General features: G+C 46.3%; 25 protein-coding genes. 14 read left to right on the top strand and 11 right to left on the bottom strand.

The genetic code is table 11. The annotated features are described in order from the left end of the window. Nucleotides 1-114 precede the first annotated feature (114 nt). The 4 genes from MJ770_RS11895 to MJ770_RS11880 form a co-directional block, all read right to left on the bottom strand. A complete protein-coding gene (locus MJ770_RS11895) occupies nt 115-1,038 on the bottom strand; it encodes an ion transporter (protein ID WP_239254474.1) in 924 nt (307 codons plus the stop codon). A gap of 269 nt (nt 1,039-1,307) precedes the next feature. Next, nucleotides 1,308-1,640, bottom strand: coding sequence for a rhodanese-like domain-containing protein (locus MJ770_RS11890; RefSeq protein ID WP_239254473.1), 333 nt, complete (start codon nt 1,638-1,640; stop codon nt 1,308-1,310). Nucleotides 1,641-1,792: 152 nt separating this feature from the next. After that, complete coding sequence (mutY, locus tag MJ770_RS11885; RefSeq protein ID WP_320412231.1) at nt 1,793-2,953, bottom strand: A/G-specific adenine glycosylase; 1,161 nt, start codon at nt 2,951-2,953, stop codon at nt 1,793-1,795. 4 nt (nt 2,954-2,957) lie between these two features. Continuing rightward, entirely contained in the window at nt 2,958-5,186 is a 2,229-nt protein-coding gene (locus tag MJ770_RS11880; protein ID WP_239254472.1) for an AsmA family protein, read from the bottom strand. A gap of 425 nt (nt 5,187-5,611) precedes the next feature. On the opposite strand from MJ770_RS11880, the gene MJ770_RS11875 reads away from it, so the two are divergent. The 3 genes from MJ770_RS11875 to MJ770_RS11865 all read left to right on the top strand — a co-directional run bounded on the left by MJ770_RS11875 (nt 5,612) and on the right by MJ770_RS11865 (nt 7,525). Next, nucleotides 5,612-6,250, top strand: coding sequence for a DUF4439 domain-containing protein (locus MJ770_RS11875; RefSeq protein ID WP_239254471.1), 639 nt, complete (start codon nt 5,612-5,614; stop codon nt 6,248-6,250). A 17-nt stretch (nt 6,251-6,267) separates the two neighbouring features. Next, nucleotides 6,268-6,633: a plastocyanin/azurin family copper-binding protein gene (locus MJ770_RS11870; RefSeq protein WP_239254470.1), complete on the top strand. Its 366-nt coding sequence runs from the start codon at nt 6,268-6,270 to the stop codon at nt 6,631-6,633. A 253-nt stretch (nt 6,634-6,886) separates the two neighbouring features. Next, complete coding sequence (locus MJ770_RS11865; protein WP_239254469.1) at nt 6,887-7,525, top strand: helix-turn-helix transcriptional regulator; 639 nt, start codon at nt 6,887-6,889, stop codon at nt 7,523-7,525. Between the two features lie 154 nt (nt 7,526-7,679). Here the strand turns inward: MJ770_RS11865 and MJ770_RS11860 are convergent, their stop codons facing one another. The 7 genes from MJ770_RS11860 to rpsT form a co-directional block, all read right to left on the bottom strand. Further along, entirely contained in the window at nt 7,680-8,168 is a 489-nt protein-coding gene (locus MJ770_RS11860; RefSeq protein ID WP_239254468.1) for a YajQ family cyclic di-GMP-binding protein, read from the bottom strand. Nucleotides 8,169-8,443: 275 nt separating this feature from the next. Next, nucleotides 8,444-8,758, bottom strand: coding sequence for a pyrimidine/purine nucleoside phosphorylase (gene ppnP / locus MJ770_RS11855; protein ID WP_239254467.1), 315 nt, complete (start codon nt 8,756-8,758; stop codon nt 8,444-8,446). A gap of 74 nt (nt 8,759-8,832) precedes the next feature. Next, entirely contained in the window at nt 8,833-10,053 is a 1,221-nt protein-coding gene (locus tag MJ770_RS11850) for an argininosuccinate synthase (protein WP_239254465.1), read from the bottom strand. A gap of 69 nt (nt 10,054-10,122) precedes the next feature. Further along, nucleotides 10,123-11,043, bottom strand: coding sequence for an ornithine carbamoyltransferase (gene argF, locus MJ770_RS11845; protein WP_239254463.1), 921 nt, complete (start codon nt 11,041-11,043; stop codon nt 10,123-10,125). A gap of 1 nt (nt 11,044) precedes the next feature. After that, nucleotides 11,045-12,223: an aspartate aminotransferase family protein gene (locus tag MJ770_RS11840; RefSeq protein WP_239254454.1), complete on the bottom strand. Its 1,179-nt coding sequence runs from the start codon at nt 12,221-12,223 to the stop codon at nt 11,045-11,047. A 409-nt stretch (nt 12,224-12,632) separates the two neighbouring features. Then, the gene (locus MJ770_RS11835; RefSeq protein WP_239254452.1) at nt 12,633-13,142 is read right to left on the bottom strand and encodes a DUF1993 domain-containing protein; all 510 of its coding nucleotides are present in this window, start codon (nt 13,140-13,142) and stop codon (nt 12,633-12,635) included. A gap of 361 nt (nt 13,143-13,503) precedes the next feature. Then, complete coding sequence (gene rpsT, locus MJ770_RS11830; RefSeq protein WP_239254450.1) at nt 13,504-13,767, bottom strand: 30S ribosomal protein S20; 264 nt, start codon at nt 13,765-13,767, stop codon at nt 13,504-13,506. Nucleotides 13,768-13,999: 232 nt separating this feature from the next. On the opposite strand from rpsT, the gene hisC reads away from it, so the two are divergent. The 11 genes from hisC (at nt 14,000) to tatC (ending at nt 21,294) form a co-directional block, all read left to right on the top strand. Continuing rightward, complete coding sequence (hisC, locus tag MJ770_RS11825; protein ID WP_239254448.1) at nt 14,000-15,094, top strand: histidinol-phosphate transaminase; 1,095 nt, start codon at nt 14,000-14,002, stop codon at nt 15,092-15,094. Between the two features lie 20 nt (nt 15,095-15,114). Further along, nucleotides 15,115-15,702, top strand: a complete 588-nt coding sequence (gene hisB / locus MJ770_RS11820; RefSeq protein WP_239254446.1) for an imidazoleglycerol-phosphate dehydratase HisB — start codon at nt 15,115-15,117, stop codon at nt 15,700-15,702. Nucleotides 15,703-15,810: 108 nt separating this feature from the next. Continuing rightward, nucleotides 15,811-16,446: an imidazole glycerol phosphate synthase subunit HisH gene (gene hisH / locus MJ770_RS11815; protein ID WP_239254444.1), complete on the top strand. Its 636-nt coding sequence runs from the start codon at nt 15,811-15,813 to the stop codon at nt 16,444-16,446. A gap of 34 nt (nt 16,447-16,480) precedes the next feature. Then, nucleotides 16,481-17,239, top strand: a complete 759-nt coding sequence (gene hisA, locus MJ770_RS11810; RefSeq protein WP_239254442.1) for a 1-(5-phosphoribosyl)-5-[(5-phosphoribosylamino)methylideneamino]imidazole-4-carboxamide isomerase — start codon at nt 16,481-16,483, stop codon at nt 17,237-17,239. Nucleotides 17,240-17,280: 41 nt separating this feature from the next. Continuing rightward, nucleotides 17,281-18,039: an imidazole glycerol phosphate synthase subunit HisF gene (hisF, locus tag MJ770_RS11805; protein WP_239254440.1), complete on the top strand. Its 759-nt coding sequence runs from the start codon at nt 17,281-17,283 to the stop codon at nt 18,037-18,039. Then, entirely contained in the window at nt 18,036-18,431 is a 396-nt protein-coding gene (hisI, locus tag MJ770_RS11800) for a phosphoribosyl-AMP cyclohydrolase (RefSeq protein ID WP_239254432.1), read from the top strand. The genes hisF and hisI overlap by 4 nt, the downstream gene beginning before the upstream one ends. Before the next feature lie 3 nt (nt 18,432-18,434). Next, on the top strand, nt 18,435-18,764 hold the full coding sequence (locus MJ770_RS11795; protein WP_239254425.1) for a phosphoribosyl-ATP diphosphatase: 330 nt from the start codon (nt 18,435-18,437) through the stop codon (nt 18,762-18,764). A 99-nt stretch (nt 18,765-18,863) separates the two neighbouring features. Then, nucleotides 18,864-19,208 (top strand): histidine triad nucleotide-binding protein, encoded by a 345-nt coding sequence (locus tag MJ770_RS11790; RefSeq protein WP_239254423.1) that lies wholly within the window; start codon nt 18,864-18,866, stop codon nt 19,206-19,208. A 29-nt stretch (nt 19,209-19,237) separates the two neighbouring features. Beyond that, a complete protein-coding gene (tatA, locus tag MJ770_RS11785; RefSeq protein ID WP_239254421.1) occupies nt 19,238-19,471 on the top strand; it encodes a Sec-independent protein translocase subunit TatA in 234 nt (77 codons plus the stop codon). Nucleotides 19,472-19,486: 15 nt separating this feature from the next. Then, a complete protein-coding gene (gene tatB, locus MJ770_RS11780) occupies nt 19,487-20,554 on the top strand; it encodes a Sec-independent protein translocase protein TatB (RefSeq protein WP_239254419.1) in 1,068 nt (355 codons plus the stop codon). Further along, nucleotides 20,554-21,294, top strand: coding sequence for a twin-arginine translocase subunit TatC (tatC, locus tag MJ770_RS11775; RefSeq protein ID WP_239254416.1), 741 nt, complete (start codon nt 20,554-20,556; stop codon nt 21,292-21,294). The genes tatB and tatC overlap by 1 nt, the downstream gene beginning before the upstream one ends. Nucleotides 21,295-21,300 lie beyond the last annotated feature (6 nt).

Here is a 21,300-nt window from a genome sequence, read left to right as displayed (position 1 = left end):
TCATAAAGTTTGGGCCGGAAAGTTTGAAAGCTATGGTTTTTAGAGGTGCCCTAAGGTTAGTCCGCTTGAACTGAATTGCATTTTGGGCATTGCCGTATGTTGCTTATTGGATACTTATGTTTGGCGCTTGGTTAATTCTTGGCGAACCTTATCCATCATCTTTTCTTTTTCCTCTGTAGAAAGATTGAATGCTCTACCAAGCTGGTCTAGGATTTGATCTTCTTGAGGAGAAATTATTCCGTCGGCAAAAGCCTTGCGAAGCTCCGTTTCAAAAATAACTCTACGCCTTGCCATCTGGTTTGCAAATGCCGAAGCCACGATACCGGTCAGTATGGCAACAGTGCATACGCCAAGAAATGCGGTAAAAAGTGATATGACACGGCCAATCCATGTCACTGGCGTGAAATCACCATAACCAACCGTGGTCAGCGTGATTACCGCCCAGTAAATCGCGTCAGGAATGGAAGCAAAAATCTCAGGTTGTGCTTTATGTTCAGCAAAATACATTAATGAAGAGGTAATTAAAACAGTAATCAGCAACAGATATAAAGTTGCGGCAAATGAACGCCGCTCTTCATAGATAGCCTGCACTAGATCTTCTATGGCGGTGCTGTAATGTGAGATCTTGAACACACGAAGCAGTCGAACCGCACGGATAACACGCAGATCCAGACCGGGCATGAGCATTTGCAAAAAGTACGGTGCCAAAGCTACTAGATCGATCAAACCATAAAAGCTCAGAATATAGGCTTTGCGGCCACGCCACGTATTACCTTGGCCCGACGGAAGGCTGGCTCCGTTCGCCCAGATTCGTAGAAGGTACTCTATAGAAAACAAGATAATGCTGAACAACTCGAACAAATCGAAATAAATACCCCACTTTTGATATAGGGTGTTTACGGATTCAAGCACGACAGCAACGATGTTAAGTAAGACTACCGTGGAAATCAGGACGGTGCAAAACTTCGCGGTGCGATCGTGCTTAACCTCGCTTTCGAGTATTTGATACAGTCGGACTTGTATGGGGCGAAGGTTCATTTATGACTTTCTCATTAGCCCGGTTGGGCTGAATGGAATGAATCCCAACCTCTCACTCACGCGGCAGGTATGAAGGTGGTTGTCTTTTTAGTCGCTGCGTGAACCTGGCCTCATGTGATCCGCCACATCGACACATCGGTAACGCATCAATTCACCCATTCTTATGTAATGTTGGGCTTCATTTCATTCAGCCCAACCTACCAGCATATCAAGCTGCAATGAGCTTAATGCGTTTGCTTATTCACCCCTAACTGAAGACACTTTTCCATTTATTTAGTAATCGCCCTTAGCTTGCGAGCATCATTAATGCCGCCCACATTCTGTACATTGGTATAGCCAGCATTCTGTAAAGCAGACATTGCTTTACCCGCCCTTCCACCACTACGACAATATAATCGAATATCTGTATCTTTATCAGGATAGATCTTGCTTACTCCTTCCACTATATCTGAATGTGAAATTCGGATATCACCTTCAATATTATCAATTTTATTTTCCAGCACACTCCGAACGTCAATCCAAACCGGGTCTGCATAGGACATTGAGCTAAATAGTATTCCTACAGTTAATGCAACCGCACGTATTATTGCTTGCATGTTCATAACTTAATCCTCCAGAAAAAAAATATTCATACTGCCCACCATTGCCCAACGAAACATCAGGAAATATTTTAAAAAGCAGTATTGAAGTTGTAGTCTACAGTACAGCTCGACCTTAGTGAATATCAATGCATGTCAGCGATTACCAACGCTATTTACCCCACCCTGTGCCCCGCTTGTATCTGCCGCAAAAGTTTGCGCACTGGCGTAGGAATTGCAGCTTGCAACGCATCAGTCACATCCAACCAAATCCTGCCTGGTTCTTGAATTTGTTTGGGGTTGTTAATTACCTGCAATAACAGGGGGGTAATATGCAACTTAAAATGAGTGAACGTATGCGTGAATGTTGATAGTGTAAGTGGGTATGTTGTTTCCATGCAGAATTGTTGAAGACAGTAGGCACCCGCGTCCTCAATCTCAATTAAAATTTGCGAATCTATTTGCGGCAGACACCATAAGCCACCCCAGATGCCGCTTCCCGGGCGCTTTTCCAGCAGGATATCGGGGCCATTGAGTAGCAAAAGGAAGGTGCTGTGTTTTTCCGGTAGTACTTTACGTGGTCGTGGCGTGGGTAGTTGAGCGACCCGTTCGGTCTGATATGCCTTGCAATCTTTTTGCAGCGGACAGATGGGGCATTGTGGTTTGCTGCGCGTGCAGATCAGTGCGCCCAGATCCATCAAGCCTTGCGTATAGATCGCCACATCACTCTGTGGCAGCAATGCTTCGGCTTGTTGCCACAGTTGAGCTTCAATCTTTTTTTCGCCAGTATAGCCTTCAACAGCATGGTAGCGTGCCAGTAAACGCTTGACGTTGCCATCGAGAATCGCGCGCCGTTCATGAAATGCGAATGCGCTGATGGCTGCGGCGGTGGAGCGGCCGATGCCGGGTAGAGCAAGGATGTCTTCAAAGTGCTTTGGAAACTTTCCCTCATGCTGCTGCATGATGAGTTGCGCTGTGCGGTGCAGGTTGCGCGCACGTGAGTAATAGCCCAGGCCGCTCCAATGCTCCAATACTGCCTCTTCGCTGTCGGCAGCGAGCGCTGCAATAGTGGGAAAGCTTGCCACGAAACGAAGGTAATAGGGGATTACGGTGATGACCTGGGTCTGTTGCAACATTATTTCGGACAGCCATATGTGATAAACATCCTCGCCTTGCCATGGCAAGCCGTGCCGACCATGTCGTTGCTGCCAGTCTATGATGCGATGAGCGAATAATTCAGGTTGCGGTTTACTTTGATTCTTGATCAAGGTATCAACCCTCTCTTCCATCGCAGAAGGAAGAGGATATGAAGGAACCGTTGTGCAGGCAATGAGCATGGCATCAATTGAAGAGTCCTTTTAGCTTGTCTTGAAGCTGATCCTGCAACTTGGTTTTGATTTTTTCCTTTTTGGCTTCGATTTTTTTCTTGACGACATTTGACACCATCGCGCCAAAGTCCAACGTGTATTTCAAGTTGCTAAACGGCCCACTTAAACGCACCGGCACAGTGATGCCGCCAACGATGTCTTTTCCGCCTTGGCCTTTCAGCGTTTTCGCTAGTGTGGCTTTAGCCAGATATTTGATGGAGTCGTTGCCAATGTTGATATCTCCATTGCCTGATAGTCGTATCAGCGGGGATTTTAACAAGAGGTCATTGTTGTGTGCCACCCCGTTGCTAACTTTGAAGCTGGCTTTCAGTTCGCTGAAGTCCGTCTTTTCGGCCTTGTTAACGGATAGGGTTTGTGCGGTCGCACCTTTCATGTTCAGCATGCCCTGCGCGTCGCGCAAGGTTTTGGCAATGTTAATGCCTTTGATCGCACCATTCTCCAAGTTGAGTGACATGCTGCCATTGAGCGCTTTCTTAAACGCACTGATGGAGCTGCCTTGGGTAGTTAGATTAAGCGTGACATTGCCCTTACCTTCCAGGGTGTCGAAGTTGGCGGCGTCCTTGAGCAATGGCGCAATCGTGATGCCACTCAGATTCTGGTTTATAGAGATATAAGGTGTAGTCTGCGCATTTAATTTCACGCTGCCTTTCATGCTACCTTGATACAGGTTGGATGATAGTGGGCTGAATGTGATCAAGCCGTTATGCGCTTTTACGTCGACGCGTACTTTCGAAAGTTTTACATTGGCGATTTTGAGCTCTCCAATGCGTAATCCGCCTTCAAGATTAAGATTTTTCAGCGCGGCCAAATCAAGTGGCTGCTCGGCCGACGCCGGTTTATTGGCAACATTTTCTGCCTCCTTTGGCAGAAATAAATCAGCATCAAACTGGTCTATATCTATGTCGAAGCGTATGGCTGGATCTTCAAAGTCATTGACTGCCACCTTGGCTTTAATCTGGCTTTGCAGCAGCCCACCTGCAAAGTTGGCCTGAACGCTCTGGCGGCTACCATCTATTTGCATGCTCCCCTTCATTTCGCTGCTGACTGATTTATTCGGTAGCTTGTCACCCGATACATTTAATGCGAGGGTCAGGTTGGAAAGATCGAGCTGCTGCTGTTCAATGTTGCCAGATACGGGCGCGTCGAGCTTTATTTTAAATGCCTGTTCGGGTTGTTTCATATCCAGCTCTAACGTCAGCGCGCTGCTCTTGAACGATTGAGGATTGCCGGTCAAATCCGACAGGGCAAGACTGGCCACGATGTTGCCTGATGCATTATCCAACTTAGCGTTTAATGTTAGTTTGTCGCCTGTGTAATTATTTTGAACCAGGTTTAACGTAGGCGCATCCAGTTTGGCATCGAAGCTATTTTCCCCTTGCGCGCCAGTAGCCGTAACCACTAACTTTTTGGTAGAAAACTCTTGCGTATCCAAATTCGCGCTGACATCACCGTTAGCCAGAACTGCCAAACTGCTGATGTCGAGCGCTGTGCCCTTGGCCTGCAGCTCCAATCCTTCTATTTGAAATAACAGCTTGTCCAGGTCGAAAGTGAGAGTGGCTTTCATTTGTGCAGCTATATCCAGCTTAGGTTTATTAGATTGCATTGCTGCAGCAAAATCAATTGTGCTCGGCACACCGTTGGCAATACGTCCGGTATTAAGGTTTAAGCCTTTCAGTAAATATTGCGCACCCGTGGTTTCATCAAGGTAGGTCAGCTCTGAGTCTTCCACATGTACTGAGGCTATGTCGAACGTCAGCGGCGTTTTTTCTTCGTCAGGGTCTTCTTTGCTTATCAGGTCGTCAATGTTGGTTTTGCCGTTCTTGAACTTCACCAAAGTCGCCTTCAGGCCATTGATCGAAACTTCGTCCACAACAGCTTGCCTGGATAGTAGCGGCAATAGCGCCAGCGAGACGCGCACACTGTCAATGTATATAAATTCATCGTCGCTCTGAAATTCCGACATAGACACCTTGCCAAGGTCGGCGCCTATGCTGGGGAAGAAAACCAGTTTGATATCGCCATTCAGCTTGAGCGTACGTTGCTGCTTATCTTTCACCAGCTTGATGATCTGGGCCTTGTAATCATTGGGGTTAAATGTGGCAGTAATATAGATTATTCCGGCTATCGCAATGGCGATCACCACAGCTACTGACCATAGACTATATTTCAGAAATTTTTTCATATTGCCCCCTGGCTGAAGCATTGGTAGCAATTATAGTCTTATGTGTACAACAGTCGACCACCTTCACACCATTCGACCCAGAAAGATACGTGCATTTGTTAGTTATATCATGCATATGCACACTCATATCAGGCATGCCTTGATATAAATTAATCCTTTATCCCTGTATGAGAATTTTGGTTAGCAGGGATGTCACAGACTGGCGGCAATTCGCAAAAACGCACTTACCAGCATGGAATGAGCAAGACTTTATTAATTAATCCTAAAAATTAATCAGTTATCTCGTTAAAATTTTTCCAGCTTAATATATTTAACATGTTATAACATATTTATATGTTTAATATAATTAATTGTTCGGGTAGGATGCACTTGGTTCACTAACACACGAACCAAACATAACTGGCCACTAAACTTAGGAGATAACAATGAAAAAAAATATCAACGCACCTGAAAACTCTCGCCGCACTGCACTAAAAGCAGGACTTGCCGCAAGCGCACTTGCTGCGCTTAGTTTGACGACGCTCAATAGCGCAAATGCGAGTACAAAAAGTGATACAAAGCACGACATGGCTATTTTAAACGCGGCCTTGGATCTTGAAAATCAAGCAATTTGGGCATATGGCGTGGCAGCGGGAAAGCTGAGCGACAGCAAGGTAGGAAATGTCATAAAGTCTTTGGCATTGCGTAATCAGGTTGATCACATCAAACATCGAGATATCTTCATATCCACGATTCAAAGCTTGGGTGGTACACCGACTAATACCAGGGAGGCGTATGATCTTTCTGCTTATATCAAGGCAGGGGAAGGTAATCTTGATAGTGATGCCAATATCGCTAAACTAGCACTGGCGCTAGAAGTGGATGCGGTGCTTGCCTACGCCAGTGCCGTCAGCAAACTGCGTACGCCCGCGTTGGTCGCTGCCGGATTAACTATCTTGCCTGATGAGTCAGCGCATGCAGCTGCCATTCGCGCGGTGTTTGGTACGCTCGATTCGACGATCCATGCCGTTCCGGCTGCGCAACTTAGTAAAGAAACTCGCAGCCAGTGGATTTTATCTGTCTAACCAGCATGATGCGCACTATGAAAACATCCATCATGTTACTTGCGTGGGCTTATTTAGGGCTGGCAACTATATCAATGACTGTATCAGCCACTCCCAATGATTTAAGTAGAGAGCGGCAAGCTACCAAGAAACCCATTACGGTCACGATTGATGCCTTCCAATTTCAACCCGATAAGATAGTGATAAAACGTGGGCAGAGTGTAATCTTTATTAACACGGATGAAGTACCGCATACTGTGACACCAGATAAGAATGGACACTTTGTTCCTTCTGGCATCATAAAAGGCGGTGAACAATACGAAGTATCATTTGAATCAATAGGCGTGCAGGATTATTCGTGTGATTTTCATCCCAGTATGCATGGGAGAGTGATTGTAAAATAGCATTTTACGAGTAGTCATTGGTTAGCGTTAGTTAGTTCGCATCCGGAAACGCCCCAATATTTTACTAATCATCGCTTAAAATGTTCGGTTTTGGACTGGATCAGCGTACCAAGCTACCCAGTCCAAATTATTTAATGGTCAATTGTGGACGGCTTATTCCATTTAAGGCAAATCTAATTGGCCCTAAATATGCTCAGGAGTAGAATATAAAAAGTCTCCTTTGACGGGGACGAGAGTACCAAAGGAGTACTGAATGCTTGAATTATTAGGAAATCGTCAGCAAGAGCTTTTAAAACTGCTGCTAAAACATAAGGGCGGTTTAACTTTAGAAGAACTATCAGAATATCTAAAAATCACCCGGAATGCCGTTCGCCAGCACATAGCCGCATTGGAGAATAGCGGGATAGTCACCCAAGGGGTGAGCCGCCCTTCTGGGGGGCGTCCGGAACAGCTTTATGTACTTACCGATGAAGGTAAGGAATTCTTCCCGCGTAATTATTCCTGGTTTGCTCAGCTAATGGTTGAATCAATCGCCCAAGAATCTGGGGTAGAAGGATTGAGGGAAAAATTGAATTCCATGGGAGTAAGAGTTGCTCAACAGTTACTCAACCAAAACTCAATGCTCGAAACGCGCGAGCAAAAGGTGGAAAAGCTTTCTGAGGTGATGGAGGAGCTTGGTTATAACACGAGAAGCTTTAGTATTAATGGCGACGCGACCACAATTGAAGCGGATAACTGTATTTTTCACAACCTCGCCATGAAGAATCCGGAAATTTGCCAGTTTGATCTGGCATTGTTATCAACCTTTACAGATAGTACAGTTAATCACGAGGAGTGTATGGCTAAAAGCGGTAACGTTTGTCGCTTCAAATTTAAGGCTAAAGGTGAATAAGTTCTTTTTTGTACTTGTGGGCGCCTCTAAAATTCAAGCTTTTACTCGTATCGCCGCATTGTGACGAATACTCGGATTTTAGAGGTGCCCTAGTCTGTTAAGGAAATACCTGGCAAAAACATGAATCAAGGTCTGATTTCACAAGAGTATCTTTTCAATCACGAAAGTTTTGATATTGCAGCGGAAAGTCAGTGATGGAAGCGCGTATCAACTGAATGGCTGCTTGCAGATCGTCACGCTTACCGCCAGTTATGCGCACCGTGTCGCCTTGTATGCTGGCCTGTACTTTCATTTTACTGTCCTTGACGAATCTGACGATTTTTTTCGCTAGCTCAATTTCCACTCCCACCTTTACGGTGCAGGAACGTTTAATCTTGTTACCGCTGACCTTTTCAATTTTATCGCTAATCTCCAGGCATTTAATGTCCACACCTCTCTTGGCAAGTTTGGCGTTAAGAATATCTTGCACCTGATTTAGCTGAAACTCATTATCAGCATGCACGGTGAGCACTAGCTCTGTCTGTTCCACGCGTGCGCCTGAACCTTTGAAATCAAAACGCGTGCTAACTTCTTTGTTGGTCTGCTCGACTGCATTTTTAACTTCCGTATTCTCCACTTCAGATACGATGTCGAATGATGGCATGGCAGCTCTCCTTAAATTTTATCTTCATTAAATCGGCATTTTCAAACGGAGTAATTGCTTAGTGAGGGGGGCGCTACGAGTGGATGGCACCTCTAAAAATCCAATTTTGTGAGCAGCTGCTTTGCGGCTTGCCTGCTTACCCCGTTTCGTCACAACACTGCGTTACTCCAAAAATTTAATCGCTTACATATTAAATATATGCCGGCCTAAATTTTTTCTCGCGCCTTGTGTTACATAGAAAATTGAATTCTTAGAGGCGCCCTGGATTCAATTCGTTAACCAAAACTGCATACGTAATTTACTACTTCTTGTGTATGTATTTCAAAGCTGCTATCAGCAGCCACGTTGAACTGCATACCTGCAGTGTAGGTTTTAGCAGCGGCTTCGCCTGCTACTTTAACTTGACAGGTACCGCTGGTAATTTCCATTACTTCCGATGTTTTGACGTTAAAAGTGAGCTGGCTTCCCGGCATTATCACGCCGAGGCTCTTGCGTGAGCCATCAGGAAATAGGACGGAGTGTGACACGCACTTACCGTCGAAGAACACATTGGCTTGTTTTACAACGCTAACGTTATCGAATTGGGACATAAATGCTCCTGATGTTTAATGATTAATTTATTCAAATTATTACCTAAGCACAAAGCATTTCGAATAGTTATCAACTACTGACCCTGCTTTGCTGCAATACGCATTCTAAGAGCGTTCAGCTTGATAAAACCGGCGGCGTCCTTCTGGTCGTAAGCGCCTTTGTCGTCTTCGAAAGTAGCAATGTTCGGATCGAACAGAGAGTCGGTTTCGGAATCTCTTCCCACCACGATGACATTACCCTTGTATAACTTGATGCGCACCCAGCCGTTAACTTTTTGCTGTGTGTGATCTATTAGTGTTTGCAGTGAATGGCGTTCTGGGCTCCACCAATAACCGTTGTAAATCATACTGGCGTAGCGCGGCATCAAATCATCTTTCAGGTGCGCTATTTCGCGGTCCAGCGTGATCGATTCTATTGCGCGATGTGCCTTAAGCATGATGGTTCCACCGGGAGTTTCATAACAGCCGCGTGACTTCATACCGACATAGCGGTTCTCTACCAGATCAAGACGGCCAATTCCGTGCTTGCCACCCAATTTATTGAGCATTGAGAGTATCTGGGCCGGGCTCATGTGTGACCCGTTGAGACCGACTATGTCGCCGCGCTCGAATTCAATATCAAGGTATTCAGGCTCATCTGGCGCTTGCTCCGGTGAAACTGTCCAGCGCCACATGCTTTCCTCTGCTTCGGCGGCCGGATTTTCCAGATGGCGGCCTTCAAAACTGATGTGCAGCAGGTTTGCATCCATTGAATAAGGTGATCCGCCCTGCTTGTGCTTCATATCTACTGGGATACTATGTTTTTCAGCATATGCCATTAGTTTTTCGCGCGAGAGTAAATCCCACTCGCGCCACGGCGCAATTACTTTGATGTTCGGGTTAAGTGCGTAATAACCTAGCTCGAAACGCACTTGATCGTTACCTTTACCGGTGGCACCGTGCGACACCGCTTCAGCACCAGTTTGTCTGGCGATCTCAATTTGGCGCTTGGCGATTAAAGGACGTGCGATAGATGTGCCGAGCAGATACTCCCCCTCATACACGGTGTTGGCGCGGAACATCGGGAATACAAAGTCGCGTACGAACTCGTCGCGCAAATCATCAATGAAGATATTCTCCGGCTTGATGCCGAACTGCAAAGCTTTTTTTCGTGCGGGTTCGACTTCTTCACCTTGACCAATGTCGGCAGTGAAGGTTACTACCTCGCACTGATAGGTATCCTGCAACCACTTCAATATTACTGAGGTATCCAGCCCGCCAGAGTAGGCGAGGACAACTTTTTTGATTTCACTCATTTTGTTCTTCTCTGTTGAATAATCCACTAATGAAAATAGAGTGCACAATCGCACCCTGCATTGTTGCTTTTAGTTATTCACCTTACCTAATAGCAGATACTCCATCAGTGCTTTTTGTACATGTAACCTATTCTCTGCTTCATCCCATACCACACTTTGCGGACCGTCAATTACGGCAGCGTCCACTTCCTCACCTCTATGTGCCGGCAGGCAGTGCATGAACAGCGCGTCCGGTTTAGCAACGGACATCATTTCTGCATCCACAATCCAGTCGGCAAACGCTTTGCGGCGTTCATCATTTTCGCGTTCAAAGCCCATGCTGATCCAGACATCGGTGGTAACCAGGTCGGCATTGCGTGCAGCGGCCATCGGGTCAGCAAATTCCTCATAGTGATCTGCGCCGAATAATCCAGCACGTTCTGGCTCAACTTCATAGCCAGGAGGAGTTGAAACATGGACGTTGAAATCGAACACCTCTGCCGCTTGTAACCAGGTATTACATACATTGTTGGAATCGCCTATCCACGCTACAGTTTTGCCCTGAATAGAGCCACGCTGCTCAATATACGTGTAGATGTCAGCCAATATTTGACAAGGATGGTATTCATTGGTCAGGCCGTTAATCACCGGTACTCTCGAGTTTGCGGCAAAGCGTTCGATAATTTCCTGTTCGAAAGTACGGATCATTACCAGATCACTCATACGAGAGATCACTTGTGCCGCATCTTCTACAGGCTCACCGCGCCCCAGTTGCGAATCGCGCGTATTGAGGTAAATGGCATTACCGCCAAGTTGTTGAATCCCTGCCTCAAACGAAAGGCGTGTACGCGTGGAGCTTTTCTCAAAAATCATCACTAAAGTGCGATCCACCAGCGGATGATGAGGATGGTAGGCTTTGAAGCGCTGCTTGATGATGCGTGCACGAGCGAACATGTGCTCGAACTCTGCTCGGGTAAAGTCTTTAAACTGTAAAAAATGTTTAATGAACACGTTATGCGCCTTCCGTCAGGAAATTGATAATCAGCGGGCATAGTTTGTCCAGCAATTGCTGTGCTTCTGCGGAAGTGAACACCATTGAGGGTAACAGCCTGATAACATTGACATCGGTGACGTTTATTAACAGTCCTTGCGCCAATGCTTGTTTAACCAACTCCCCGCAGCTTTTGTCCAGCTCGATACCAATAATCAGTCCCTGCCCCCGAATCTCCACCACACCAGCTACTGTAGCCAGACGTGCGCGTAAACTCTGCTTAATAAATTCACCTACCTCAGCAGCATGCGCCACTAGCTGGTCTTCTTCCATTATCGCCAGCGTGTTTAGCACAGCGACACATGCCAATGGATTGCCGCCAAAAGTTGAACCATGATTTCCCGGCTTGAATGTGCCTGCTGCCTTGCCAGCGGCCAGGCAGGCACCGACAGGTATGCCCGATCCAATACCTTTGGCGAGTGTCATTACGTCCGGCAGGATACCAGTATGTTGATGGGCAAACCATTTGCCGGTACGGCCTATACCGCATTGCACTTCATCCAGCATCAACAGCCAGTTATGTTGGTCACAGACTTTGCGCAATTGCTCGAGATAATGAATATCCAAGGTGCGGATTCCGCCTTCACCTTGAATGGGTTCGATCAGCACCGCTACAACATCAAGATTGAGTTCGGCAACCTGGCCTATGGCATCCAAGTCATTATAAGGAACGCGTACAAAGCCCTTTACCAGCGGCTCGAATCCCGCCTGTACTTTACGATTACCGGTAGCGGACAATGTAGCCAAAGTGCGGCCATGAAACGCTTTTTCCATTACGATAATGACTGGATTATCAATGCCTTGATTATGGCCGTATAGACGCGCCAATTTAATAGCAGCCTCATTAGCTTCACAGCCAGAATTGCACAAGAACACCTCTTGCATGCCGGTCAGCGCTGTCAACTTGTCAGCTACAGCCTCCTGCTCGCTTATCTTATACACGTTGGAAACGTGTATCAATTTGCTGACCTGCTCCTTAAGCGCCGCAGTTAAGCGTGGATGAGCATGTCCCAGTGTGTTGACCGCTATGCCGGACAGCGCATCAAGGTAGCGTTTGCCATTGCTGTCCCACAGCCAAACGCCTTCCCCATGCGTGAAGGTGACTGGCAGCCGAGTATAGGTATTCATCAAGTGTGACATAGTATAGATAGAATGACTTACGGCGGCATGGCCGCCGTATTGAGTTAGGGAAAACGCGTATATTGATCTAAATTGCCTAGATTGCGCAAGGGGTAATTAATATCACACCTTGTTAATAAATCGCAAGTTAGACATTCAGCATCAAAAGTACGGCACTCAGCGGATGGTAAAGCCGCAATTTCGGACGTCAAAATATTCATCTAGATAGTCAGATATTACTTGGGGATGAGTAGATCGTGCGGTATGGTGCTCGTTCAGCAATATGGCTAAATAAAATCAGTTTAAAAGTACGCATGCTGTTGGCGAGCAAAACCGAATCAAGTGCCGAAAAAATATTACTGAAGTACGATTTTGTATTCCTTCGGCCTAATTTGCCCTGTCGTTCTGGTGACGCAAAGTTGAGAAAATCTTAGTAGGCACCCATAAAATCACCTTTACCAATTTCAAGACCATTGTGCCGTAAAATCGCATATGCTGAGGTTACATGGAAAAAAAATTGCGGCAAACCGTAGTTGGATAGGTAGTTGTGGCCAACCATTTTTTTCTCTTTTGGTGTGCCAGGCCTTAAAATAATTTCTCGCGTTTCGCTGCCTTCGAATTGTGCAGGCGTCAGACTTTCGATAAACGACAATGCATTGCTAATTCGTGCCTGCAACTCGGCAAAAGTTTGTTCGTTATCGTCATACGCTGGCACCTCAACACCTGCCAACCGCGCTGATACGCTCTTGGCGAAATCAGTAGCGATTTGAACTTGGCGGCTCAAAGGGAACATATCAGGGAATAACCGTGCATCCAACAATACTGTCGGTTTAAATTTTTTCTCGGTAGCAAATGCTTCAGCCTTAGTCAAAATAGCGCTGAGACTTGTCAATAGTTGCTTGAAAACGGGTACGGACGTGGTGTACATATAAGTGGCCATAGATTTTCTCGATATAATTAATAACGGTTTAGGTAATAATTTTTATGAATAACACGGCATTGTGACAAAGGTTGGATTTTAGAGGTGCCCTTTTGTTTGTCATTGTGTTGGCGTACAGTACGTGCAGACTAAGTGAGTAAAATGTAAGGAGCAGGATCAACGACTTTACGAATCGCTTGTGAGAGACGTTATCCTTTCAGCGTCGCGAGACTTCCAACTTGCGTTGCAAGGATGCGTGTGCAGGTTCAGTCTGGATGTGTGCCAAGAGTGATCTATGTTGTTCTTGGTTTAGGCGAACTAAAACATAAAGCTGACAGTATATACAGTCAGCCTTATTGGGAATGCATGCAGCTAGTTATGATTAAGCCATTGCCTTAATGGCAGCTGACAGACGGCTCTTATGGCGCGCAGCCTTGTTTTTGTGGATAATTTTTTTGTCGGCGATTGTATCTACAATACTGGTGGATTCGATAAAAACGGCTTGTGCAGCAGCCTTGTCACCAACTTCAATGGCTTTCGCCACTTTTTTGATTGCAGTACGAAGTTCAGAGCGCAAGCTCGTGTTATGTTCGCGCTGTTTGTCCGCTTGTCTCGCGCGTTTTCTAGCTTGTGCAGTGTTTGCCATGGCAACTCCTTGATAATTTCTCTTGCAATAAAAGGCGGATTATACGAAGGCTTGTCAACTTTAGCAATTGTTTGTTTTTCTATGTGGTGAGTAAATATACTGCTTGGACTTATAGCGTATAACTGACCTACATATCTCAGAGCCTGCAGAAATGTCAACCTCAAAGGAAATTTGACCAGAAAGTTGTGCGATTTAGGATAAGATGCTGCCATCAATCTGCATCATATAATTCATGTCTTCTACCAATCGTGTCGTAACACCTGAAAGTTTACTCCGTCAAGAAGTGCTCGATCTGCAAGCATACCCTGTGCCCGAAAGTGCTGGCATGGTCAAGCTGGATGCGATGGAAAACCCTTATTTATTGCCGCAATCATTACGTGAGGAGATAGCACGGTTGGTGGCGGATGCCGCCATCAACCGTTACCCTGATGCCGATGCTCAGCAACTAAAAGCCTGCATCCGCGCCGTGATTGGCTTACCACAGAATGTGGATATTCTGCTCGGAAATGGTTCGGATGAGATCATTCAGTTGTTAGCACTTGCAGTCGCTAAACCAGGTGCTACATTATTGAGCGTCGAGCCATCTTTTATGATGTACAAAATGATCGCGACTTTCACAGGATTACAGTATGTCGGCGTGCCGTTGACAGAAAATTTTTCACTGGATTTACCTGCCATTCTGGCGGCCATGCAACATCATCGGCCTGCGCTAGTATTTTTATCCCATCCAAACAATCCCACTGGAAATTTGTTTGATGCGGAAGCCATCGCTCAAATTATTGATGCTGCCCCCGGTTTGGTAGTAGTGGATGAAGCATATTATGCTTTTGCAAATGCTAGTTTAATACCAATGCTGACGCGCCACCCTAACCTGCTGGTAATGCGTACATTCTCCAAGCTTGGCATGGCTGGTTTGCGTCTGGGATTTTTGGTAGGTAGCAAGGCATGGATAGCGCAGTTAGAGAAGCTTCGCTTACCGTATAATGTCAACATTCTGACGCAACTAGTGGCGGAAAAATTGTTGCAACATCACGACTTGTTGTTGCGGCAGGCTGAGCAGATCAAACAGGATCGTACTTGGTTATATGAGCGCCTGGCTGTGATAGCGGATGTACAGCCTTATGTAAGCGATGCCAATTTCATCTTGTTCCGTGTGATACATGCTGATAAAATTTTTAAGGAATTGAAAAAGCGGGGCGTGCTAATCAAAAATTCGAGCAGCTCTCACCCACTGTTGCTTGATTGCTTGCGTGTTACGGTGGGCACTCCACAGGAGAACGAGCAGTTCATCAGGGCATTGCAGGAAAGTATTCATCAAGTTGTATAGGCTATCCATTAGGGAATATTATGCGTAGTGCACAGGTTACCCGTAACACCCTGGAAACCCAGATCACCATCAAGTTGGATTTAGATGGTAGTGGCAAGGTTAAATTCGATACTGGCCTGCCTTTCCTCGAGCATATGCTTGATCAAATTGCACGTCACGGCATGATTGATTTGGACATTGTTGCCAAGGGAGACCTGCACATTGACGCGCATCACACTGTCGAGGATATAGGCATCACTCTAGGTCAAGCGTTCAACCAAGCGGTAGAAGACAAAAAGGGATTACGCCGTTACGGCCATGCTTATGTGCCGTTAGATGAGGCTCTGTCGCGCGTGGTACTGGACATTTCCGGCCGTCCCGGCTTGGTGTTCAATGTGAATTTTACTCGTTCCAATATAGGTGAGTTTGATGTGGACTTGGTTCATGAGTTTTTCCAGGGCTTTGTTAATCATGCACTGGTTACTTTGCATATCGACAATTTGGTTGGTAAAAATGCTCACCATCAGGCGGAAACTGTGTTCAAGGCTTTCGGTCGAGCGTTGCGAATGGCGCTGGAGCTCGACCCGCGTATGGCAGGCATAATGCCCTCCACAAAAGGTGCACTGTAAAAATTCTCAAGGCGCTTCAATCAATAAAGTAGTTCATAAGATAATGTGCTCGGTACAATTAAGTGTTGCATGCTACGGATTTAGATTTATAAAAACCCGTGTAAAATTATGACAGACATCGCAATAATTGATTACGGCATGGGCAATCTGCGTTCGGTGCATCAAGCATTGCACACCGTTGCGCCCACTGCATCTATCGTGGTAACCGACGACCCGCAAGAAGTTGCACAGGCGACGCGCGTGGTCTTCCCCGGCCAAGGTGCAATGCCAGACTGCATTCGCGAACTGGATGCGCGTGGGTTGCGTGCAGCAGTGCTGCATGCTGCGCAAACCAAGCCTTTTCTCGGGATATGTATCGGCTTGCAAATGCTATTTGATCACAGTGAGGAAGGTGAAATTTCAGGATTAGCCATCATGCCTGGAAAGGTGGTGCGCTTCGCCAGCAATTTATACGATACACAGGATAACAAGCTGAAAGTACCGCATATGGGGTGGAATCAAGTGCAGCATAGCAGTCACCCATTATGGAAAGGTATAGATCAAAACGCGCGCTTTTATTTTGTGCACAGTTACTATGTGTGCCCACAGGATATGCAGTTTGTGCAGGCCACGAGTTGCTATCCACAACCGTTTGTTTGTGCCGTGGCACGCGATAATTTATTTGCCGTGCAGTTTCATCCAGAGAAGAGCCAAGATGCCGGATTGATGCTGCTGAAAAATTTTGTAAATTGGGTGCCGGTTTAATGTTTAATTTTGTTCATAACTGTACTGTACTGCCATGTTGATTATTCCAGCGATTGATTTAAAAGATGGACATTGTGTACGCCTGCGCCAAGGGGTGATGGAAGACGCCACGGTGTTTTCTGAAGACCCTGCCGCGATGGCACTGCATTGGTTAAACCAAGGCGCACGTCGTTTGCACTTGGTTGATTTGAATGGCGCTTTCGCCGGTAAACCCAAGAACGGAAAGGCTGTTCGCAGCATCGTGGAAGCGGTTGGGCTGGATGTGCCAATCCAGTTGGGTGGTGGCATTCGCGACCTGGAAACAATAGAACTCTACCTCGATATTGGAGTGACTTATATCATTATAGGTACCGCAGCGATTAAAACCCCTGGCTTTCTGCATGAAGCCTGCGATGCTTTTCCAGGTCATATAATGGTAGGGCTCGATGCCAACGCTGGGAAGGTGGCGGTGAACGGCTGGTCCAAGGTAACCGGGCATGACGTGCTTGATCTGGCTAAGCGTTTTGAAGGGTATGGTATTGAAGCCATCATTTACACTGACATCGGGCGTGATGGCATGTTATCAGGTGTAAATATTCCTGCCACTGTGGAACTTGCGCGTGAACTTACTGTGCCAGTCATTGCCAGCGGCGGCATCACCAATCTCGACGATGTGCATGCGCTTTGTGCGGTACAAGACAATGGTATCACTGGTGCGATAACTGGCCGAGCCATCTATGAAGAGACCTTGAACTTTGCCGCAGCACAAAAGTTGGCGGATTCATTAACTAAAAATAGAATCGAGAAGAGCTAAGTGTCGAGGTTTCCATTTTTCGTTCACACATTTAAATAAATATGCTGGCCAAACGTATCATTCCTTGCCTGGACGTCACCGCTGGTCGCGTAGTAAAAGGCGTCAATTTTGTTGAGTTACGCGACGCAGGCGACCCAGTAGAAATCGCACGCAGATACGACGAACAAGGAGCAGATGAATTAACTTTTCTTGACATAACCGCGAGTTCCGATGACCGTGATATTCTGTTTCGCATCATTGAGCAAGTGGCTAAGCAGGTTTTTATTCCTCTCACTGTGGGTGGCGGTGTGCGCCAAGTGGACGATGTACGCAACTTGCTTAACGCGGGAGCCGACAAGGTCAGCATTAACACGTCTGCTGTGTTAAATCCGCAATTGGTGGCGGACGCAGCAGGGCGTTACGGCTCACAGTGTATTGTGGTGGCAATTGATGCCAAACAGGTTCAGTCTGGCCGTTGGGAGGTATACACTCATGGCGGACGCAAAGCTACCGGCCTGGATGTTGTGGAATGGGCTCAAAAGATGCAGGCACTCGGCGCCGGAGAAATTCTGCTTACCAGTATGGATCGTGATGGCAGAAAAATTGGTTACGACCTACAGCTCACTCGCACGGTAACGGATGCGCTGGAAATCCCTCTTATCGCCAGCGGCGGCACGGGCACGCTACAGCACTTGGTAGACGGCGTGAAGCTTGGCGGCGCGGATGCCGTGCTAGCAGCCAGTATTTTTCACTATGGAGAATACACGATACTACAAGCCAAGCAATATATGGCGCAACAAGGTATTGAGGTGCGGCTATGAGCGACAACTGGCTGGAGAAAGTAAACTGGGCAGCAGATGGCTTGGTGGCAGCCATTGCACAGGATGCAGGCACAGGTAGTGTGCTAATGATGGCGTGGATGAACCGCGAAGCTTTTAAGCTTACCGTTCAGACGGGTGAGGCGACATATTGGTCGCGCTCGCGTAAAAGACTGTGGCACAAAGGCGAAGAATCAGGCAATATTCAGCGGGTTCAGGAAGTCCGCCTTGATTGCGATGGCGATGTTGTCTTATTGAAAGTGGAGCAGGATGGCGGAATAGCCTGTCATACTGGGCGGGCTAGTTGCTTCTTTAGTCGCTTAGAGCAGGACAAATGGGTTGAAATCGACCCAGTATTGAAAGCGCCTGACGAAATTTATCAGAAGAAAATATAAGCAATGAGAAACGACACTCTTCAGAAACTGATGGAAACAATAGTGGAGCGCAAAGGTGCAGCAGTTGAAAGCTCATATGTGGCCAAGCTATTTAACAAGGGCGAAGATGCTATCCTAAAAAAAATCGGAGAAGAAGCTACTGAAGTGCTGCTGGCCGCTAAAAGCGGCGATAAACAACATTTGGTATACGAAACGGCTGATCTGTGGTTTCATTGTATGGTATTGCTGGCGCAGCATGATTTGAGTGCAAGCGATGTACTGAAGGAGTTAGCGCAACGGGCAGGGGTTTCCGGGCTGGATGAGAAGGCTGGTCGTAAGGATAATACCGCTTAGTCTATTTTCTTGCGAAGCACCAATTTACCGGTATGGCATATGCCTACTGACTTCCTCCATCAGATTATGATGAGTTGGAGTGAGTACGAGGAGGGAAAAGTGAATAACTGCATTTTTTGCAAGATAGTTCGCCGTGAAATGCCTAGTCAAAAGGTGTATGATGACGACGATTTACTTGCCTTTCACGATATTAACCCAGTCGCACAGGTGCACATCATACTGATCCCCAAGTTGCACTTGGTATCGCTGATGGAAACCAATGACAGCCATACTGCGCTCCTGGGGAAAATGTTGTTACTGGCGCCTAAACTGGCAAAAGAACAGGGGTTGAATAACGGCTTTCGCACCATCATAAACACTGGCAAGGGTGGCGGGCAAGAAGTGTTTCATCTGCATATTCATATTATTGGCGGAAATATTCCACCTATGGTACGGCGAGATTAAAGCCACTTAAACTTTTAGGAGAAATAAAAATGGGTTCATTCAGTATTTGGCACTGGTTAGTTGTATTGTTAGTTGTTATTCTGATATTTGGTACTAAGAAACTGCGCAATATGGGTAGTGATCTGGGAGGCGCCATGAAGGGCTTTAAAGAAGGTATGCGCTCGGACACGGAAGTATCTATAGATGACACTAATAAACAAGTGGAGCAGTCTAGCAAGACCATTGAAGGCGAAGTTAAAGACAAAAGTCATACTAACGCATAGATAGACTGAGCAGCCATGTTTGACGTTGATTTTTCCGAAATAATGGTGATTACGGCGGTCGCGTTCATCGTAATCGGGCCAGAGCGACTGCCAAAGGTAGCGCGCACCCTTGGTCATTTGTTGGGTCGTGGACAGCGCTATATCAGCGCTGTCAAGTCTGACATCGTACGGGATATTGGAATTGAGGAGATGCGTCAGTTACAAGAAAAGGTACAAAGTGAGTACAAGATCGCTGCAGATGCAGTAAATGAAGTCACTCAATCTCTCAATCAGCATGCCCAAGAAGTCACTCAATCTCTTAATCAGCAAGTGGAACAGGCTAAAGAAAGCGTCAACCAAGAATTCCAATTGAATTCCGAGGTGCAATCCACCGTGAAGCCGGTCACTTTAGAGAAGCAAAGTACCTCCAAGCCTAGCGAAAATGATAAGAGTGCGCCACAATTAAGCAAACAGAATATTGGTAAAATCGAAGGCTCGGTTCCTGCGAGCAGCGAGAGCTCTACAGAAGAAGATGAATTTAAAACGGTTGCATCAGCTTACCAAGAGGCGACACGTAATTTATATGCTCAACAAGAGGCAGCACGCAAATTGCATATTCAGGAGGAAAAACAACGTCAGCAGAAGCAAAACGAAGATCAGCAAGTCAGCAACAACAATCAGACGGTGCCGCTGGATAAATTAGACAAGCAAAATACCTCAAAGCCTACCGAAAGTGATAAGGGTGCACCACAATTGAGCAAGCAGAACATTGGCAATATCGAAGGCTCGGCGCTTGCGAGTAGTGGCAGCTCTACAAAAGAAGATGAATTTAAAACAATTTCATCAGCTTATCAAGAGGCAACACGTAATTTATATGCTCAGCAAGAGGCAGCACGCAATTCGCATATCCAGAAAGAAAAACTACGTCAGCAGGAAAAAATTAAAAATCAGCAAGTCAGCAATAACGATCAGACGGTCCCACAGGATCAGTTAGTGCAGCAACCTAATAGTGGCAAAATTCCACCTAAACAAGCCGGTGTGCAGCATGATGCACAACCCGAGTTGCAGATCACTCCCGAGCAAACAAGATTCCCTATTGATTAATGAGTACTAACGAAACCTTCGTTTCCCACCTGCTCGAATTGCGCACACGCCTTGTATGGGCTTTTGGAGGGCTGCTGCTGGTATTTATATGCCTTGTTCCGTGGGCAAGTGATCTTTATGCGTTGCTCGCAGAGCCGATGATTGCTAAGTTACCAGCGGGCGGGCAGATGATCGCTATTGATGTTATCACTCCATTTTTTGTACCACTCAAAGTGGCGATGATGACTGCATTCCTTATTTCATTACCTTATATTTTGTACCAAGCATGGCTTTTCGTCGCGCCCGGAATGCATTCACATGAAAGGCGCCTGATGTTCCCACTCATTACGGCCAGTGTGATATTGTTTTTTTGCGGCATGGCATTTGCGTATTTCTTGGTGTTTCCCGTGGTCTTCGGTTTTTTCAGTAGTGCAGCGCCAGTGGGCGTCGCGGTGATGACAGATATTGACAAATATCTGAGTTTTGTAATGGGAATGTTTCTTGCCTTTGGTATTACCTTCGAAGTACCGGTGGCAGTGGTAGTATTAGTTAAGATGGATATGGTAAACATCGCTAAGCTTAAAGAAATCCGGCCTTACGTTATTGTTGGGGCGTTTATTTTAGCTGCTCTTTTCACTCCACCGGACGTGGTGTCGCAGTTCATGCTCGCCATACCATTGTGGTTATTATATGAAGTGGGCATTATGGTGTCATGGTTAATGACAAAAAGTCCGAAAGCGGTTGAAACGAAAAACGGATAACCATCT

The organism is Candidatus Nitrotoga sp. M5 (assembly GCF_927904885.1).
Classification (GTDB): domain Bacteria; phylum Pseudomonadota; class Gammaproteobacteria; order Burkholderiales; family Gallionellaceae; genus Nitrotoga.
The sequence above is the reverse complement of the archived record's forward strand: the minus strand, read 5'-3'. Positions and strand labels throughout refer to the sequence as shown.

Coding starts and splice junctions, on each gene's coding strand:
- hisB (WP_239254446.1), top strand. CDS start 15,115: ATGCGTAGTGCACAGGTTACCCGTAACACCCTGGAAACCCAGATCACC.
- hisA (WP_239254442.1), top strand. CDS start 16,481: ATGTTGATTATTCCAGCGATTGATTTAAAAGATGGACATTGTGTACGC.
- MJ770_RS11795 (WP_239254425.1), top strand. CDS start 18,435: ATGAGAAACGACACTCTTCAGAAACTGATGGAAACAATAGTGGAGCGC.
- rpsT (WP_239254450.1), bottom strand. CDS start 13,767: ATGGCAAACACTGCACAAGCTAGAAAACGCGCGAGACAAGCGGACAAA.
- MJ770_RS11890 (WP_239254473.1), bottom strand. CDS start 1,640: ATGAACATGCAAGCAATAATACGTGCGGTTGCATTAACTGTAGGAATA.
- mutY (WP_320412231.1), bottom strand. CDS start 2,953: ATGCTCATTGCCTGCACAACGGTTCCTTCATATCCTCTTCCTTCTGCG.
- MJ770_RS11875 (WP_239254471.1), top strand. CDS start 5,612: ATGAAAAAAAATATCAACGCACCTGAAAACTCTCGCCGCACTGCACTA.
- ppnP (WP_239254467.1), bottom strand. CDS start 8,758: ATGTCCCAATTCGATAACGTTAGCGTTGTAAAACAAGCCAATGTGTTC.
- hisI (WP_239254432.1), top strand. CDS start 18,036: ATGAGCGACAACTGGCTGGAGAAAGTAAACTGGGCAGCAGATGGCTTG.
- hisF (WP_239254440.1), top strand. CDS start 17,281: ATGCTGGCCAAACGTATCATTCCTTGCCTGGACGTCACCGCTGGTCGC.
- MJ770_RS11880 (WP_239254472.1), bottom strand. CDS start 5,186: ATGAAAAAATTTCTGAAATATAGTCTATGGTCAGTAGCTGTGGTGATC.
- MJ770_RS11850 (WP_239254465.1), bottom strand. CDS start 10,053: ATGAGTGAAATCAAAAAAGTTGTCCTCGCCTACTCTGGCGGGCTGGAT.
- hisH (WP_239254444.1), top strand. CDS start 15,811: ATGACAGACATCGCAATAATTGATTACGGCATGGGCAATCTGCGTTCG.
- MJ770_RS11835 (WP_239254452.1), bottom strand. CDS start 13,142: ATGGCCACTTATATGTACACCACGTCCGTACCCGTTTTCAAGCAACTA.
- MJ770_RS11840 (WP_239254454.1), bottom strand. CDS start 12,223: ATGTCACACTTGATGAATACCTATACTCGGCTGCCAGTCACCTTCACG.
- hisC (WP_239254448.1), top strand. CDS start 14,000: ATGTCTTCTACCAATCGTGTCGTAACACCTGAAAGTTTACTCCGTCAA.
- MJ770_RS11895 (WP_239254474.1), bottom strand. CDS start 1,038: ATGAACCTTCGCCCCATACAAGTCCGACTGTATCAAATACTCGAAAGC.
- MJ770_RS11870 (WP_239254470.1), top strand. CDS start 6,268: ATGAAAACATCCATCATGTTACTTGCGTGGGCTTATTTAGGGCTGGCA.
- tatC (WP_239254416.1), top strand. CDS start 20,554: ATGAGTACTAACGAAACCTTCGTTTCCCACCTGCTCGAATTGCGCACA.
- MJ770_RS11860 (WP_239254468.1), bottom strand. CDS start 8,168: ATGCCATCATTCGACATCGTATCTGAAGTGGAGAATACGGAAGTTAAA.
- MJ770_RS11865 (WP_239254469.1), top strand. CDS start 6,887: ATGCTTGAATTATTAGGAAATCGTCAGCAAGAGCTTTTAAAACTGCTG.
- tatB (WP_239254419.1), top strand. CDS start 19,487: ATGTTTGACGTTGATTTTTCCGAAATAATGGTGATTACGGCGGTCGCG.
- tatA (WP_239254421.1), top strand. CDS start 19,238: ATGGGTTCATTCAGTATTTGGCACTGGTTAGTTGTATTGTTAGTTGTT.